The organism is Flavobacterium sp. LC2016-12, from assembly GCF_015351595.1.
GTDB lineage: Bacteria > Bacteroidota > Bacteroidia > Flavobacteriales > Flavobacteriaceae > Flavobacterium.
The window spans coordinates 253,223-268,366 of record NZ_JADKPT010000004.1 but is presented as its reverse complement, the minus strand read 5'-3'; the positions used below and the strand labels follow the sequence as shown (position 1 = coordinate 268,366).

At 33.2% G+C, this 15,144-nt stretch carries 12 protein-coding genes; 11 read left to right on the top strand and 1 reads right to left on the bottom strand.

All coding sequences use genetic code 11. From position 1 onward, the window contains the following. The first annotated feature begins 155 nt into the window (after positions 1-155). Together IRZ99_RS09235 and IRZ99_RS09230 are read left to right on the top strand one after the other, a co-directional pair. Positions 156-2,027, top strand: coding sequence for a M1 family metallopeptidase (locus IRZ99_RS09235; RefSeq protein WP_194657003.1), 1,872 nt, complete (start codon positions 156-158; stop codon positions 2,025-2,027). Positions 2,028-2,111: 84 nt separating this feature from the next. Continuing rightward, the gene (locus IRZ99_RS09230) at positions 2,112-3,368 is read left to right on the top strand and encodes an alpha/beta hydrolase-fold protein (protein WP_194657002.1); all 1,257 of its coding nucleotides are present in this window, start codon (positions 2,112-2,114) and stop codon (positions 3,366-3,368) included. Between the two features lie 138 nt (positions 3,369-3,506). Here IRZ99_RS09230 and IRZ99_RS09225 read toward each other — a convergent pair whose 3' ends face one another. Then, entirely contained in the window at positions 3,507-4,070 is a 564-nt protein-coding gene (locus tag IRZ99_RS09225) for a hypothetical protein (RefSeq protein ID WP_194657001.1), read from the bottom strand. Between the two features lie 183 nt (positions 4,071-4,253). Between IRZ99_RS09225 and IRZ99_RS09220 the strand changes: the two genes are divergently transcribed. The 9 genes from IRZ99_RS09220 (at position 4,254) to IRZ99_RS09180 (ending at position 15,084) form a co-directional block, all read left to right on the top strand. After that, positions 4,254-4,661 carry a GNAT family N-acetyltransferase gene (locus tag IRZ99_RS09220; RefSeq protein ID WP_194657000.1) on the top strand — a complete coding sequence of 136 codons (408 nt, stop codon included), beginning with the start codon at positions 4,254-4,256 and terminating at the stop codon, positions 4,659-4,661. A 256-nt stretch (positions 4,662-4,917) separates the two neighbouring features. Further along, entirely contained in the window at positions 4,918-5,298 is a 381-nt protein-coding gene (locus IRZ99_RS09215; protein ID WP_194656999.1) for a hypothetical protein, read from the top strand. 176 nt (positions 5,299-5,474) lie between these two features. After that, on the top strand, positions 5,475-6,557 hold the full coding sequence (locus IRZ99_RS09210; RefSeq protein ID WP_194656998.1) for an efflux RND transporter periplasmic adaptor subunit: 1,083 nt from the start codon (positions 5,475-5,477) through the stop codon (positions 6,555-6,557). A 112-nt stretch (positions 6,558-6,669) separates the two neighbouring features. Continuing rightward, complete coding sequence (locus IRZ99_RS09205) at positions 6,670-9,837, top strand: efflux RND transporter permease subunit (protein ID WP_194656997.1); 3,168 nt, start codon at positions 6,670-6,672, stop codon at positions 9,835-9,837. Next, the gene (locus IRZ99_RS09200) at positions 9,830-11,269 is read left to right on the top strand and encodes a TolC family protein (protein WP_194656996.1); all 1,440 of its coding nucleotides are present in this window, start codon (positions 9,830-9,832) and stop codon (positions 11,267-11,269) included. Before IRZ99_RS09205 ends, IRZ99_RS09200 begins: the two co-directional genes overlap by 8 nt. 405 nt (positions 11,270-11,674) lie before the next feature. Beyond that, positions 11,675-12,646, top strand: coding sequence for a hypothetical protein (locus IRZ99_RS09195; RefSeq protein WP_194656995.1), 972 nt, complete (start codon positions 11,675-11,677; stop codon positions 12,644-12,646). 150 nt (positions 12,647-12,796) lie between these two features. Then, entirely contained in the window at positions 12,797-13,213 is a 417-nt protein-coding gene (locus IRZ99_RS09190) for a hypothetical protein (protein ID WP_194656994.1), read from the top strand. A gap of 137 nt (positions 13,214-13,350) precedes the next feature. Next, positions 13,351-14,151, top strand: a complete 801-nt coding sequence (locus IRZ99_RS09185) for a hypothetical protein (RefSeq protein ID WP_194656993.1) — start codon at positions 13,351-13,353, stop codon at positions 14,149-14,151. Between the two features lie 159 nt (positions 14,152-14,310). Then, positions 14,311-15,084, top strand: coding sequence for a DUF1835 domain-containing protein (locus IRZ99_RS09180; protein ID WP_194656992.1), 774 nt, complete (start codon positions 14,311-14,313; stop codon positions 15,082-15,084). Positions 15,085-15,144: the final 60 nt, after the last annotated feature.

Below are 15,144 nucleotides of genomic sequence, written 5' to 3'. Positions count from 1 at the left end.
AAACTTTGCGACCCTTGCGCAATTCTTAGCGGCCTTTGCGGTTAAGGAAAATCAACATAACAAAAAGCATAATTTTAAAAAGAAGTGTAACATTAAGTTAAAAAAATCCACTAATATTATATCAATATTAAATCATCAAAATCTTAAAACAAGTTATGAGAAAAGAATTACTTCAATTAGTGGTAGTTGCATTTGTTTTTCTTGCACAAAACAGCTTTGGACAGGAATTGTATATGCCACGAAACATAAAAGAGGCCTATGCAAAAGGCACTCGTTCTATGGACGGAAAACCAGGAAAAAACTACTGGCAGAACCATGGAAAATATACCATGGAAATTACTGTTGATGCCAAAACAAAAATTGTAAGCGGAACAGAAACTATTATTTACGAAAACAACAGTAATGATACTTTAAGAAATCTTCCAATTCGTTTTGTCAATAATCTTCATAAGCCATCTTCTCCAAGAAGTGGGAATGTGAGCCAGGATTTTTTAAGCGACGGATTAACAATTACATCTTTAAAAATTGCAGATGAAATTTATAAGGAAGATGGAAGAAAATGGGGAACTGTAGGAAATGTGAAATTGAAAAAACCAGTACCTCCTCATTCTAAAGTTACACTTAACATCGATTGGAATTATCCATTGTCTAAAGAGAGCGGAAGAGAGGGACAAATTGACGAGACTACCTTTTTTGTAGCTTACAGCTATCCTCGTGTTTCTGTTTTTGATGATTATAATAAATGGGACAGATTACCTCATACAGATCGTCAGGAGTTTTATAACGACTTTAATGATTATACCTATTCTGTTAAGGCACCAAAAAACTATGTTGTTTATGCAACCGGAGATTTATTAAATCCTGATGAGGTTTTACAGCCTGAATTTGCGGCTCGTCTGAAAAAGTCTTATACCGCTAATGAAGTAATGCATATTGCTAACGAACAAGAAATGAAAAGCGGTGCTGTAACCAAACAAAATGAGTGGAACGTTTGGAAATTTGAAGCTAAAAATATTGTAGATGTTTGTTTCGGATTGAGTGATCATTATTTATGGGATGCAAGTAGCGTTTTAGTAGACAAAAAAACAAATCGTCGTGCTAGCGTTCAGGCCGCTTATGATATAAAAGGAACTGACTTTGTAGCTTCTGTCAAAAACAATCAATATGCGCTGGATTATTTTTCAAATAAGTGGCCTGGTATTCCCTATCCGTTTTCAAAAATGACTGCTTTTCAGGGATTTGCTGATATGGAATACCCAATGATGTGTAATGATTCTCAAATGGGAGATCCTAAATTTGCTCAATTAGTGCAAGATCACGAAGTGGCACACACCTATTTCCCTTTTTACATGGGAATTAACGAAACACGTTACGCTTTTATGGATGAAGGTTGGGCAACCACTTTTGAATATTTAATAGGAATCGAGGAACATGGTAAAGAAGCGGCCGATAAATTCTACAAAGAATTTAGAGTAGAATATTATATAAAAGACCCTTCAACAGAAGAAGATCAGCCTATCATCTCAATGTCTTCCCAGGTTTCAGATGCAGGTTACGGAAATAACTCTTATGGGAAAGCATCTCTTTCTTACCTGGCTTTAAAAGATATGCTTGGAGATGATTTGTTCAAAAAATCATTGCACGCTTATATGGAAAATTGGAATGGAAAACATCCAATTCCTTGGGATTATTTCAATTCTATAAATACAGCTTCAGGAAAAAAATTGAATTGGTTCTTTAACAATTGGTTTTTTACCAATAACTATATTGATATAGCAGTTAAAAATGTTGCTAAGGACGTAGTTTCTGTAGAAAATGTTGGTGGTTTTGCGATTCCGTTTGACCTTAATATTGTTTATGCAGATGGTTCGAAAGAAACTGTTCATCAAACTCCTGCTGTTTGGGAAAACAATCAAAAGCTGGCAACGATTACTTTGAAGAACAAGAAACAAATTAAACAAATTGCGCTTGATGGAGGTATTTTTATGGATGCCACACCAAACAATAATAATTTAGAATTGAAGTAAAATTAACTAATTTCTAAGCCGCCTTTTTTATTAAGAAAGGTGGTTTTTATTTTTAGTATGAAAAGCATTAAACTAAATCAACTTATGAAAAGCAATAATTTTAAATGTGTATTTGGATTTAAGTTAGTACTATTTTTTTTAATGATTGCTAGTTCTGGGTTTGCTCAGAATAGAAACAACATACAAATTGGTACTGTTGACAGTATTTCTTCTAAAGTTTTAAATGAGGAAAGAAAAATTTGGGTGCATCTTCCAAGAAGTGCTCAGAATACCGGTTTTGCAAAACAAAAATATCCGGTAGTTTATCTGTTGGATGGAGATGCTCATTTTAGCTCAGTTGTGGGTATGATTGAAGAATTGAGTGAAATAAACGGAAATACCATTTGCCCTGAAATGATTGTGGTAGGAATTACCAATACCAATAGAAATCGTGATTTAACTCCAACTCATTCTTCTGTTGATCCTCCTTTTGTTACGAAAGGCCTTAGTGAACAATCGGGAGGCGGAGAAAAGTTTGCGGAATTTATTGAAAAAGAATTGATTCCGTATATCGATAGTAAATATCCAACGGCGCCTTACAGAACTTTAATAGGACATTCTTTTGGAGGATTGACGGTAATGAATATTTTGACGAATCATACCCATTTATTCAATTCTTATATTGCAATCGATCCGAGTATGTGGTGGGATCATCAGAAATTTTTAGCAGAAACAGAAAAAAAACTTTCGAGTAAAAAACTATCTAATATTTCTTTGTTTATGGCCGCTGCAAATACAATGGATGATAATATGAATATTGTAAAAGTAAGAAGAGATACCACCGCTTTTACCAAACATATTCGATCTATTTTAGATTTGAATGATTTTCTGAATAAAAATAAAAAGAGTGGTCTCAATTATGAATATGAATATTATAACAATGATAACCATGGATCAGTTCCTTTAATAGCGACTTATGACGGACTTCGTTTTATCTTCAAATTCAATCAATTGAAATTATCTGTTTCTGATCAGGTCAATTTTAATAAAGCTGTTTTTACTAAAATAGAAAAGCATTTTGATAATGTTTCAAAGCATTATGGATACAAAGTAAGTGTGCCGGAAAATACCGTAAATGCTTATGCTTATCAGTCGTTGGGTAAAAAAGACATGGAATTTGCAGGTTATTTATTTAAGTTGAATGTCGCTAATTATCCACAAAGTCCTAATGTTTATGATTCCTTAGGGGATTTTTACCAAGCCAATGGAGATACGAAAAATGCAATTTCAAGCTATGAAAAGGTATTAGTTCTGGATAAAAATTTCCCTGAAACAAGAGGGAAATTAGAAAAACTAAAATAATCTATAAATAGAATAGCAAAAGCAAGAGTATGAAATTGAAAAAGTAACTAGTAATTATTTAGAACGCTTTTCATAACAGGATTAAATATTAAAAAAGGGAATCATTTTGATTCCCTTTTTTAATTATATGAGGAGTTTTTATAAAAACTTAAAGCCTACGGATAAATTAGAAATTCCGGTTTTGATACTGCGTCCTGAAGGATCGAGATCTGTTACACCGGCGAGATAGCGATAGTCTACAGTAAATCGCCATAAATCTACACCAGCACCGCCAAGAAAACTACTATTGTTGTTTTCAAATGCAATGTAATTGAGGTTATTACTCGCTTTTATATCAGAATAGTTTTTCCAGTTGTAACCTACAAAAATTCGGATGTTTCCCATTTTTCCTAACGGAACAATTTTGAAACCAGCAATTAAGGTGGCGTCAGTTCCTCCCAATGTATATTCGGTTTCTCCTATTCCGGTTTGTGAAACACTAAACTTAGAAGAGGAATACCCAAATTCGCCCTGACCATAAAAAAGTAATAAATTCACTCTTACAAAACCAGCAAAACCAACGTCGGTACCAGAGCTTTTGGAACTAAAATCATCAGTAACGACCGAAGTGATATTGGTAGAGAATTGAGGTCCAATTTGTATCAATTGTGCAAAACCATTCACACTAATACATAATAATGCTGCTAAAATGAATTTTTTCATAATCAGATTTATTTGTTTTACATACCATAAAAATAATTATTATTAATCAGAATTGTATCATAATTTGAAATTTATTTTCACGTATCTTTTTGATTATTAATGTTATGTGTGTCGTTGATGTACTATGTAGAATGCTATAGAAATCCTGTAAATTTGTTTGGAATAATAAACAACAATTATTGCATGGAAATTAAAGCAATCGAAGCTTCAGAAACCTGGGAAATTCGCCATAGAGTCATGTGGCCTAATCAGCCATTCGAATTTGTGAAATTAGAAGAAGATAATTGCGGAATACATTTTGGACTATTTGATCAGGAAAAATTAATTTCAATTGTTTCCTGTTTTATTGTTGGTGATGCAATGCAATTTCGAAAATTAGCAACCTTAGAGGATTATCAACGAAAAGGGATAGGCTCACTATTATTAAATCATATTTTGAAGTTTGCCAAAGATAAAGGCCTACGGAAGGTATGGTGTAACGCAAGAAGCAATAAAAAATCATTTTATGAGAAATTTAGAATGACAGATACTGGAAAAACTTTTACCAAGTCAGGTCAGGAATTTTCAATAATGGAAATTTTGCTTTCTTAAGTAAATGTTTTTTAAGGAATAAAATATTAAAGGTTAAATATTTATGATTTCGATTGTATTTGGTATAACATGTTGTTTTTATTAGTACGATTTCGCCTACATATTGTTTTATTTATGAGATTTTGCAAGAAATTATTAAGCTTTTATTATAATTTCTGAGTAAAAAAACAATGAAAACGTTTTCGTGTTTTTTTAATGTTAAAGCTTATAAAAATTTCTTTTTTTGTATAATTACTTTGCTTACTTTCGCACCCAAATGAGAAAGTTAGTAGTATTTTTAGTGTTTATGAATTTCCTTCTGCTAGGCGGAGGGCAATATCTTAATGCTGAAACGCACCAAAGTTCTCATCACTATCTGGAGAAAAGACACCGCGTTAAATTCACCAATCAGGATCAGGGAAGTTCTATCATAGAAGATGCCGATGTAGATCTTGATGAAGAATTTCTTGGTAATGATACTCTAAAGGATGGTTTAAGTACTAAATTTTTTGCAACAACTTATAGCTTATTAGATAGCTGGTATTTGACAATCTCATGTCAGATCGTTGTAAAATCTTTTAATCGTTTTGAAATTTTCGGCTCATCTTGTGGCCAATCAAATCCTATCTATATTACTCAACGAGTATTAAGAATTTGATTTACTGTATACATCAGTCACCTTGGTTGTGATCGTGCATATCTTTTGATGTATATTTTTTCTACTTCTTCTTATATGGAATTTTAAGATCTGACTTAGGCTTGCTGATGCATTTTTTCATCTCAAGGAATCGTTGCATTCCAAGCATTTCAATCGCTTAAATTTCCATTAAAATCATGAAAAGAATTATCGTGTTAACGGGCATGCTTGCCTTGTTGTGCCTAACCAGTTGTACATCAAAAAAAGAAGAGAAAGAAGAAGTTGAAAAATTTACAGTGACAAGCCCTGTAAAAATCGATACTTCATTTACCAAAGAGTATGTTTCGCAGATTAAATCTGTTCGAAATATCGAACTCCGCGCCCAGGAAAAAGGGTTTCTACAAAACATTTATGTTGACGAAGGTCAGTTTGTAAAAAAAGGACAGTTGTTGTTTAAAATTATGCCAAACATGTATCAGGCAGAATTACTTAAAGCGCAGGCTGAACAAAAATCAGTAGAAATTGAATTGCAAAATTCGAAATTACTGGCAGATAAAAATATCGTTTCTAAAAATGAATTAAGTGTGGCTCAGGCAAAATTGCAATCTGCAAAAGCTGAAGTTGCATTGGCAAAACTTCATTTATCATTTACAGAAATCAGAGCTCCTTTTGATGGAACAATCGACCGTATCCCATTAAAATTAGGAAGTCTTATTGATGAAGGTGAATTGTTGACCAGCCTTTCAGACAACAGCCAAATGTTTGCTTACTTCAATGTTTCGGAACCTGAATATCTTCAATACCAAACCGATGTAAAAGATCGTGCAGAAAATAAAGTGAATTTACTTTTAGCTAATGGCGAATCTTTTAAATACAAAGGAAACGTAGAAGTTATCGAAAGTGAATTTAACAATGAAACAGGAAACATTGCTTTCAGAGCAAGATTCCCTAATTCAGAAAAATTACTTAGAAATGGTGAAACAGGAAAAGTTCAGATGCTTGTTCCTCTTAAAAATGCTATTGTAATTCCGCAAAAAGCAACTTACGAAATTCAGGATAAAAAGTATGTTTTTATAATTGGTAAAGACAATAAAGTGAGTTCAAGAGAAATCACCATTACAGGTGAAGTACCTGATTTATATGTAGTAAAAACAGGACTTACTGAAAATGATAAAATTCTGCTTGAAGGAGTTCAGAAAGTAAAAGAGAACGACAAAATTAATTTTGAATTCCAATCTCCACAAACGGTAATTAATCATTTGCGCGTAAAAGCAGAATAAGTTTTGTTTCAGGTTTCAAGTTTCAGGTTTCAGGTTCAGTGCGAAACTTGAAACCTGAAACTTGAAACTAAGAAAACTTTTTACATGGTTTAATCATTTAAAAAATATAAAAATGTTTAATAAATTTATACAAAGACCAGTACTGTCGATAGTAATATCGCTGATTATTGTCTTTTTAGGAGTATTGTCGGTGATGAATTTACCTATCACGCAGTTTCCTTCCATCTCTCCACCGATGGTAAACGTTACGGCAGATTATCCTGGATCTAATGGTGAATTGATGATCAAATCGGTTGTTATTCCATTAGAAAGAGCTTTGAACGGAGTTCCAGGAATGAAATACATGACTTCTGATGCCGGAAATGATGGTGAAGCAAGTATACAGGTAGTATTTAATTTAGGTACCGATCCCAATCAGGCTGCAATTAACGTACAGAACCGTGTAGCTTCGGTTACTAATAAACTGCCTCCTTTGGTAGTTAGAGAAGGTGTTAAGATTACCCGTGAGGTTCCGAGTATGTTAATGTATGTGAATCTTTATAGTACGGATAAAAATACCGACATGAAGTTCCTTTATAACTATGCCGATATCAATGTATTATCAGAGTTGAAAAGGGTAAATGGGGTTGGATCTGGAGATATTCTAGGAACACGTGAATATGCGATGCGTATTTGGTTAAAACCTGATCGTATGTTGGCTTACAAAATTTCTGCTGATGAGGTAATGGAAGCATTGTCAAGCCAATCTTTAGAGGCTTCTCCAGGTAAAACAGGAGAAAGTTCGGGTAAACGTTCTCAGGCATTTGAATATGTATTGAAATATTCAGGACGTTTTACAACTAAAGAACAATATGAGAATATCGTTGTAAAATCAAATAGTAATGGAGAACTTTTACGTTTGAAAGATATTGCCAAAATTGAATTTGGCAGCTCGATGTATGATATTTATTCTAATTTGAATGGAAGACCATCTGCGGCAATTGTATTGAAACAATCTTTTGGTAGTAATGCGAATCAGGTTATTGAAGACGTAAAAGCCAAATTGGAAAAAATTAAACAGAAATTTCCAAAAGGGATGGATTACGAAATCTCTTACGACGTTTCTAAATTCCTTGATGCTTCTATCGAAAAAGTAATTCACACTTTGATCGAAGCCTTTATTTTGGTTGGTTTGGTAGTATTCCTTTTCTTAGGAGACTGGAGATCTACGGTAATTCCGGCAATTGCGGTACCGGTTTCGTTGGTTGGAACCTTTGTGTTCATGACCTTCTTTGATATATCATTAAACTTAATTACGTTATTTGCTTTGGTTCTGGCGATTGGAGTCGTCGTCGATGATGCGATTGTGGTTATTGAGGCCGTTCACGCCAAGATGGAGGAGGAACATCTTTCGCCATTGAAAGCAACTAAAAAAGCGATGCACGAGATTGCAGGAGCTATTGTGGCGATTACATTCTTAATGGCAGCGGTATTTATTCCGGTTGCGTTTATGTCTGGTCCGGTTGGAGTATTTTACCGACAGTTCTCGATTACAATGGCAACGGCGATTATCCTTTCAGGTATTGTAGCTTTGACTTTGACACCGGCACTTTGTGCAATGATGTTGAAAAACAATCACGGAACACCTAAAAAGAAAACGCCTGTAAACCGATTTATAGATGGTTTCAATAACAAGTTTAACCTTGCTCAGGGTAAATACCAAAATGTATTAGCTAAAATCGTAAACAGAAGAGCCGTTACTATTATTGCGCTTCTTGGATTTTGTGCCGGAACATGGTTGATTAGTAGTACTGTACCTTCAGGATTTATTCCGAATGAGGATCAGGGAATGTTTTATGCTATTATCCAGACGCCTCCGGGTTCATCATTAGAAAGAACCAATAATATTGCAGAGAAATTGCAAAAAATTGCTGAAACGGTAGAAGGAGTAAAATCTGTTTCTTCATTGGCTGGTTACGAAATTTTGACGGAAGGTACCGGATCGAACGCCGGAACTTGTTTGATTAACTTAAAAGACTGGAACGATCGTAAACAATCGGTTCAGGAGATTATGATCGAACTGGAAGAAAAATCGAAAGATATTCCGGGTGCTAATATCGAATTTTTCCAACCGCCTGCAGTACCAGGATATGGAGCAGCAGGAGGATTTGAGCTTCGTTTACTGGATAAAACGGGAGCAGGTGATTTCAAAAAAGTAGAAGAAGTCAATAAAGAGTTTGTTGAAGAACTGAACAAACGTCCTGAGCTATCAAATGTATTTAGTTTCTTTAGTGCGAGTTTCCCTCAGTACATGATGAAAGTAGACAATGACTTGGCACAGCAAAAAGGAGTTTCTATCGAAAATGCGATGAACACCTTGTCAACTCTTGTGGGAAGTAACTACGAAATCAGTTTCATTAAATACGGAATTAACTATAAAGTAATCGTTCAGGCTGCACCAGAATATCGTGCGCAACCAGATGATATTTTGAAACTATATGTGAAAAATAACCGTGATGAAATGGTTCCTTTTTCGGCCTTTATGAAATTAGAAAAAGTATACGGTCTTTCAGAAATTACGAGACATAATATGTATACCTCAACTGAAATTAGTGGTGGTCCTGCTCCTGGATATAGCTCCGGAACGGCGATTAAAGTTATTCAGGAAGTTGCGGCTAAAAAGTTGCCTAGAGGATTTGATATTGACTGGGCAGGTATTTCTGCCGATGAGGTAGCACAAGGAAATCAGGCGATTTGGGTATTCCTAATTTGTTTAGGATTCGTTTACCTGGTTTTGGCTGCGCAATACGAAAGTTTCATTTTACCATTATCAGTAATTCTTTCTTTACCAGCCGGTATTTTTGGAGCTTTCCTTTTATTGAAAGTGACAGGATTAGAGAATAATATTTATGCTCAGGTTGCCATGGTAATGCTTATTGGTTTATTAGGTAAAAATGCCGTTCTGATTGTAGAGTTTGCGATACAGCGACATGCAGCCGGTAAAACTGTTCTTGAAGCAGCAATGGAGGGAGCGAAAGCGAGGTTCCGTCCTATTTTGATGACTTCATTTGCATTTATCGCGGGATTATTACCACTTGCATTTGCTACTGGACCGGGTAGAATTGGTAACAGAACCATTGGTACTGCTGCTGCCGGAGGTATGCTTATCGGAACTATTTGTGGAGTATTTGTAATTCCGGGATTGTACTACATTTTTGGAAGAATTGCAGAGAAACATAAACTGGTTAAAAATGAAGAAGAGAATCCATTAACTGAAGAAATTGATAACAATCATGTCTAAATTCAAATTATATCAATATAGTGTTGCGGTAGGTTTATGCCTTGCTGTTGCGGGCTGTAAAGCTCCAGCAGCTGAGACGGCGACGACCAGCACACCTGTTCCTGAAGCATTTGGTATTGCAAAAGCTCAGGATACAACCAATACGTCTACTGTAAAATGGAATGAGTTCTTTAAGGATCAAAACCTTGTTGATTTGATTGATGTGGCCCTGAAAAACAATCAGGAGTTAAACATGACGCTACAGGAAATCGAAATAGCAAAAAATGATATTAGGGTTCGCAAAGGCCTTTTATTACCAACTGTCGGAGTACGCGCCGGAGCTGGAGTAGAGAAAGTAGGTAGGTACACCAGCCAAGGGGCTGGTGATGCCACTACAGAAATAAAACCAGGTGTGGAAACGCCTGATCCGCTTGGAGATTTCACTATTGCTGCTTATGCTAACTGGGAAGTAGATATCTGGAAAAAACTACGAAATTCTAAAAAAGCAGCCGTAAACAGATATTTGGCTACGGTTGAAGGGAAGAACTTTGTAGTGACTAATCTTATTGCTGAAATAGCTGATTCTTACTATGAATTATTGGCTTTGGATACGCAACTGGATATTGTAAAACAAACGATCAAATTGCAGTCAAATGCCTTGGAAATTGTAAAAATTCAAAAGCAAGCGGCGAGAGCAACAGAATTGGGTGTTAAGAAATTTGAGGCTGAGGTTTTAACTTCAAGAAGTTTGGAGTTTGATATTCTACAGCAAATCAAAGAAAACGAAAATAAAATTAATTTCTTGTTAGGACGTTATCCGCAGGAAATTAAAAGAACAAACAGCAACTTTTTGACTTTGTTGCCAGCTTCAGTTAGTGCCGGTATGCCATCTCAATTGTTGATGAACCGACCTGATGTGAAACAGGCCGAATTAGAATTGGTTGCTGCCAAATTAGATGTAAAAGTAGCCCGTGCCGAATTTTATCCGTCACTTGATATTTCTGCAGCGTTTGGAGTTCAGGCTTTCAAACCTTCTTATTTGTTCACGTTCCCAGAATCTATTTTATATTCTCTGGCCGGAGATCTTGCTGCGCCTTTGATCAACAGAAATGCAATTAAAGCAGAGTTCTCAAGCGCTAATGCAAGACAGCTTCAGGCTTTATACAATTATGACAAAACTATTTTAAACGCTTATTTAGAAGTATCTAATCAGCTTTCTAAAATCGATAACCTTCAAAAGAGTTATGATCTAAAATCACAACAAGTTGATGCGTTAAACACTTCGATTGATGTGTCTAATGATTTATTTAAATCGGCCAGAGTTGATTATTTTGAAGTTTTAATGACACAACGTGACGCATTAGAATCGAAATTAGAACTGATCGATACTAAAAAAGAACAACTCAACGCTGCAGTTCATGTTTACAGAGACTTAGGCGGGGGTTGGAAGTAGAATACCATTTTAATTAGTTATTAGTAGAGGCCTCTCAGAAGTAAAATTCTGGGAGGTTTTTTTTGTCTAAAGAATAAAGAGGAAAGAATAAAGAGGAAAGAATAAAGAATAAAGAACAAAGAACAAAGAACAAAGAATAAAGAGGAAGACTATAGATTGACTTGTTTTTATGGGAAGTTAAAGGTTCTTACGGAAATGAGTGTTCTGGAGTGGACAGGAATAGGATTTTTTAAAATGTTTTTGTTAATGGATATTTGTTTGTAATTTGAGAAAAGAAAAATAATATATTTGGAAGAAAATATATATGATTAACATTAATATATATCTACGTTGATTCACGGGGCTTTGTATGATTTTGTAATACATATAAATAATTTAGTGGCAGTAATACAGATTTCAAAAAATATGAAATACTACACTTTAATCATCATTACTTATGTAATGACTTCTTGTTATGACAGCAAACAAGAACCAAAAAATAATGTCTATAGACCAGAGTTTGACATTTCAAATGATAATAAAAATATTATTTGTTCATATTATGAAAATAATAAAGGATACATCTATAAAATTGACATTATTAATAATCAAAAAAGAAAAATATCTCTTGAATCAAAATACTCATTAATAAAACCAATATACTCTCCCAATAACAAACAAATAGCTTGTCTTGCAACAACATTAACAGAAGAACCGAAAAGCAAAATATGTTTAATTGATATTGAATCGAGGAAAATGGTTGATTTGACAAATGATTCATCATTAATCCTTGAATACGTTTTTAGTCCAAGTGGAAAATCAATTTATTTTACAGTAGCAGGGCATTTCGGTAACTATTCTCCAATAGCAAGTAAAGCCCCACACGGCATAGATATTTATACAATTGATATTTCTACTAAACGAATTAAAAAAATTACAGATTTAAATGCTTATAACTTACACGGGCTTTCAATTACAAACAATAATGATAGTTTACTTTTTCACTTGACCACTGTTGATAATAAGAGTGGTTTATTCGAAATGGATATCAAGAGTAAAAACTTACTGAAAGTAAATGCGGTTAATGATCTAAGGGCTAAAGATAACGTAAGTCCATATGAATATTATGGACCAGTTCTTTCAAAAGACAATTCAAAAATTGCTTTCTCCGAACCATACGAATTATATATTATGGAGAAACAAACAAAAATATCAAAACTCATTTTCAGAAGAGAGCCAAATATTGTAAATGTAGGGGATGTAAAATTTTTCTATTCAAATAATTATTTAATGATTAGCCTTCCAACTGATTCAAAAACATCTAATAGCACAGGAGAGAATTTTGGCTTTTACACACTAAATCCTGAAACAAATGTGCTAAAAGAACTAAATTTATAAAAATTACTGGCACAACAGGTTTAGGCAATCAAATTAATATAAATTTGGTTTTTTATTTGGAAAATTGTGTTTAACTGAAAAATCTCTCATCTTTTTTCCTCAATCTCACCAATTGCCAGAACGTTATCACTCATTTTTAAAACTGCTCCAATGAAAAATATACTTATTATTCTCTTCTGTTTTTTCTTTATTAGCTCAAATAAATTAGAAGAAAATCTTGAGTTAAGAATTTATAATAATAGTAAATTCAAAATAGAAAAACTAAAATTGAAGTATAATGGTCAGGAAACAGAATTCAAAAATATTGAGCCAAAAAGTTACAGCGAAATAAAGAAAATTAAAGGATTATGGGAAGACAATTGTTATGATTTAACAGTGTTCAAAAAGAAACTGTTTAGAGAAAATTTTTGGGCTCATCAAATTTGTTTTCCAATCGACGATATCGGAAATAATAAGATTGAAAGTGGAAAATATATACTAAGTTTAAAAATCAAACAGACTGAAAAAGATAAGGTTGAAGTTGAATCGGAATATATTATTGACAAAAAAACGAGTGAAACCAACTAATACAACCGATTTTGGTAAATGGAAAGTTGGTTTTGTACTTGTAGTGATTTGGCAAATCCGAAGAATGGGCTTAATTTAGTACCAAACCCGGTAGTCCCAGGACGTTGTTGGCAATTATAAAAAATGTATTGTAGAAAATGAAGTTAAAAAAAACAATAATAATTTTACTTGTACTTTTAAAAAATCTTATTTCGTTTGGACAATATAAAACTTTTTTGACATCTAATAAATATAAATATGTTGACAGTTTAAATATTTACAGACAAGATAAAAACTCTGAAATTATATTATTTAGTATAGATAAGTCACTAACTGAAATAAAGAGAAACAATGTTTGGGAAAGAGCATATCAAAGAGGAATAATTTCAAAATATACCAATGATAATTTCTTAAAAAATGGTGTTGAAAAAGATGTTTGTCAGTTTGATGTAGGTTTAGAGAATAGAATAAAAATTCTTTATTGTGGCAATAGTAATAAAACTGATATTATTATTGCTAGATTTTATAATCAAAATATTGAGTTAAGCAAAAAAATAGATACTCTGTATTTAAATTATGATACTAAAAATATTGAAAATTCAAAAATGAAAAAAATTTCTGATTATGAAACAATAATTTCAAATTTCACCTTTAAATCATTTTCATGGATAGAAAAATCACGAATAGAATTTAGAAATGAGCTTATCAATAATAATATTATTGATTCACAAAAAATTAAAGATGCACTTAACAGTTATCAAATTGCAAGTGGATACGATACAGGAGTTGGGCAGATATTAGCTATGAAAGACTTTATATTGGAAGGAAATAAAATTGTAATTACCAAGTGGTTATGGGATAAAAACATAACAATAACTAATATTGAACAATTAAGAGGATTGATTCAAAGCTACGACCCAGTAATTGATATTATTAACAATTCAGAATTTAAAGAATAGCGGCCACCAACTACTACAACGGATTTGAGCAATAGGCTAAATGGAAAGTTGGTTTTGTATTTGGAAGATTTGGCAAATCCGAAGAATGGGCATACTTTGATACCCAACCCACTGCGGTATACAGAACCTTAGAGGTAAAGCGAAAAAAACATCACAAACATGATTTATAATATTTTAAATGGTGATTCTCTTGCTTACAGTTTTCCTGAGACTAAAATTGAAGGAGATATAATCGTTGTTAGAGAAGCACTTATTGACGGAGATTTATCAGGCAATGATTTGCAAAACTTTTGGCATTCAAGAGCAAAGTATTTGGAAGTTACAGAAGCTGAGTATCACGACAAGGTTGTAAATGAATTTGAAAAAATAATGAATGTGCGCGGCGATTCCGAATTCAACCTTTGGTTTGAGTATGACCTATTCTGCCAGGTAAACATGTGGTTTATTATTTCAGTGATCAATAGTTTGCCAGTAAAGAGAAAAGTGTATGCCGTTCACACTTCCTATTTAGACAGGAACAATAAGTATTTTTGGAATGGATTTGGACCAGCTAATTTAAGTCAGCTTCAGGCTTGCTTTGCTGATAGAGTTCTTTTAAGTTATGCCGACTTACAATTAGGACAAGAATTATGGACTGCCTATAAAGACAATAACTTTGAACAATTAATTTACCTAGCAAAAAATCAATCTTTTGCTTTTCCATATTTGCAGGAAGTAGTAAAGGCTCATATTGAACGTTTCCCAAAAGTTGGCTCAAAAGGAAGACCCGAAAAAGTTATTGAAGACATTATAAAAAATGTTTCAACTGACTTTCATAAAGTGTTTAAAGAGTTCTGTAATAGGGAAAGTATTTATGGCTTTGGTGATACTCAAGTAAAAGTCATTTATGATAAAGTAATGCTTTATCAGGATACAAATGATAATTGTTTTTAGTTATAAAGTATAGAATATAGAGTATAGAATTTGGGGTTTGGAATTTAAAATTTAGAATTT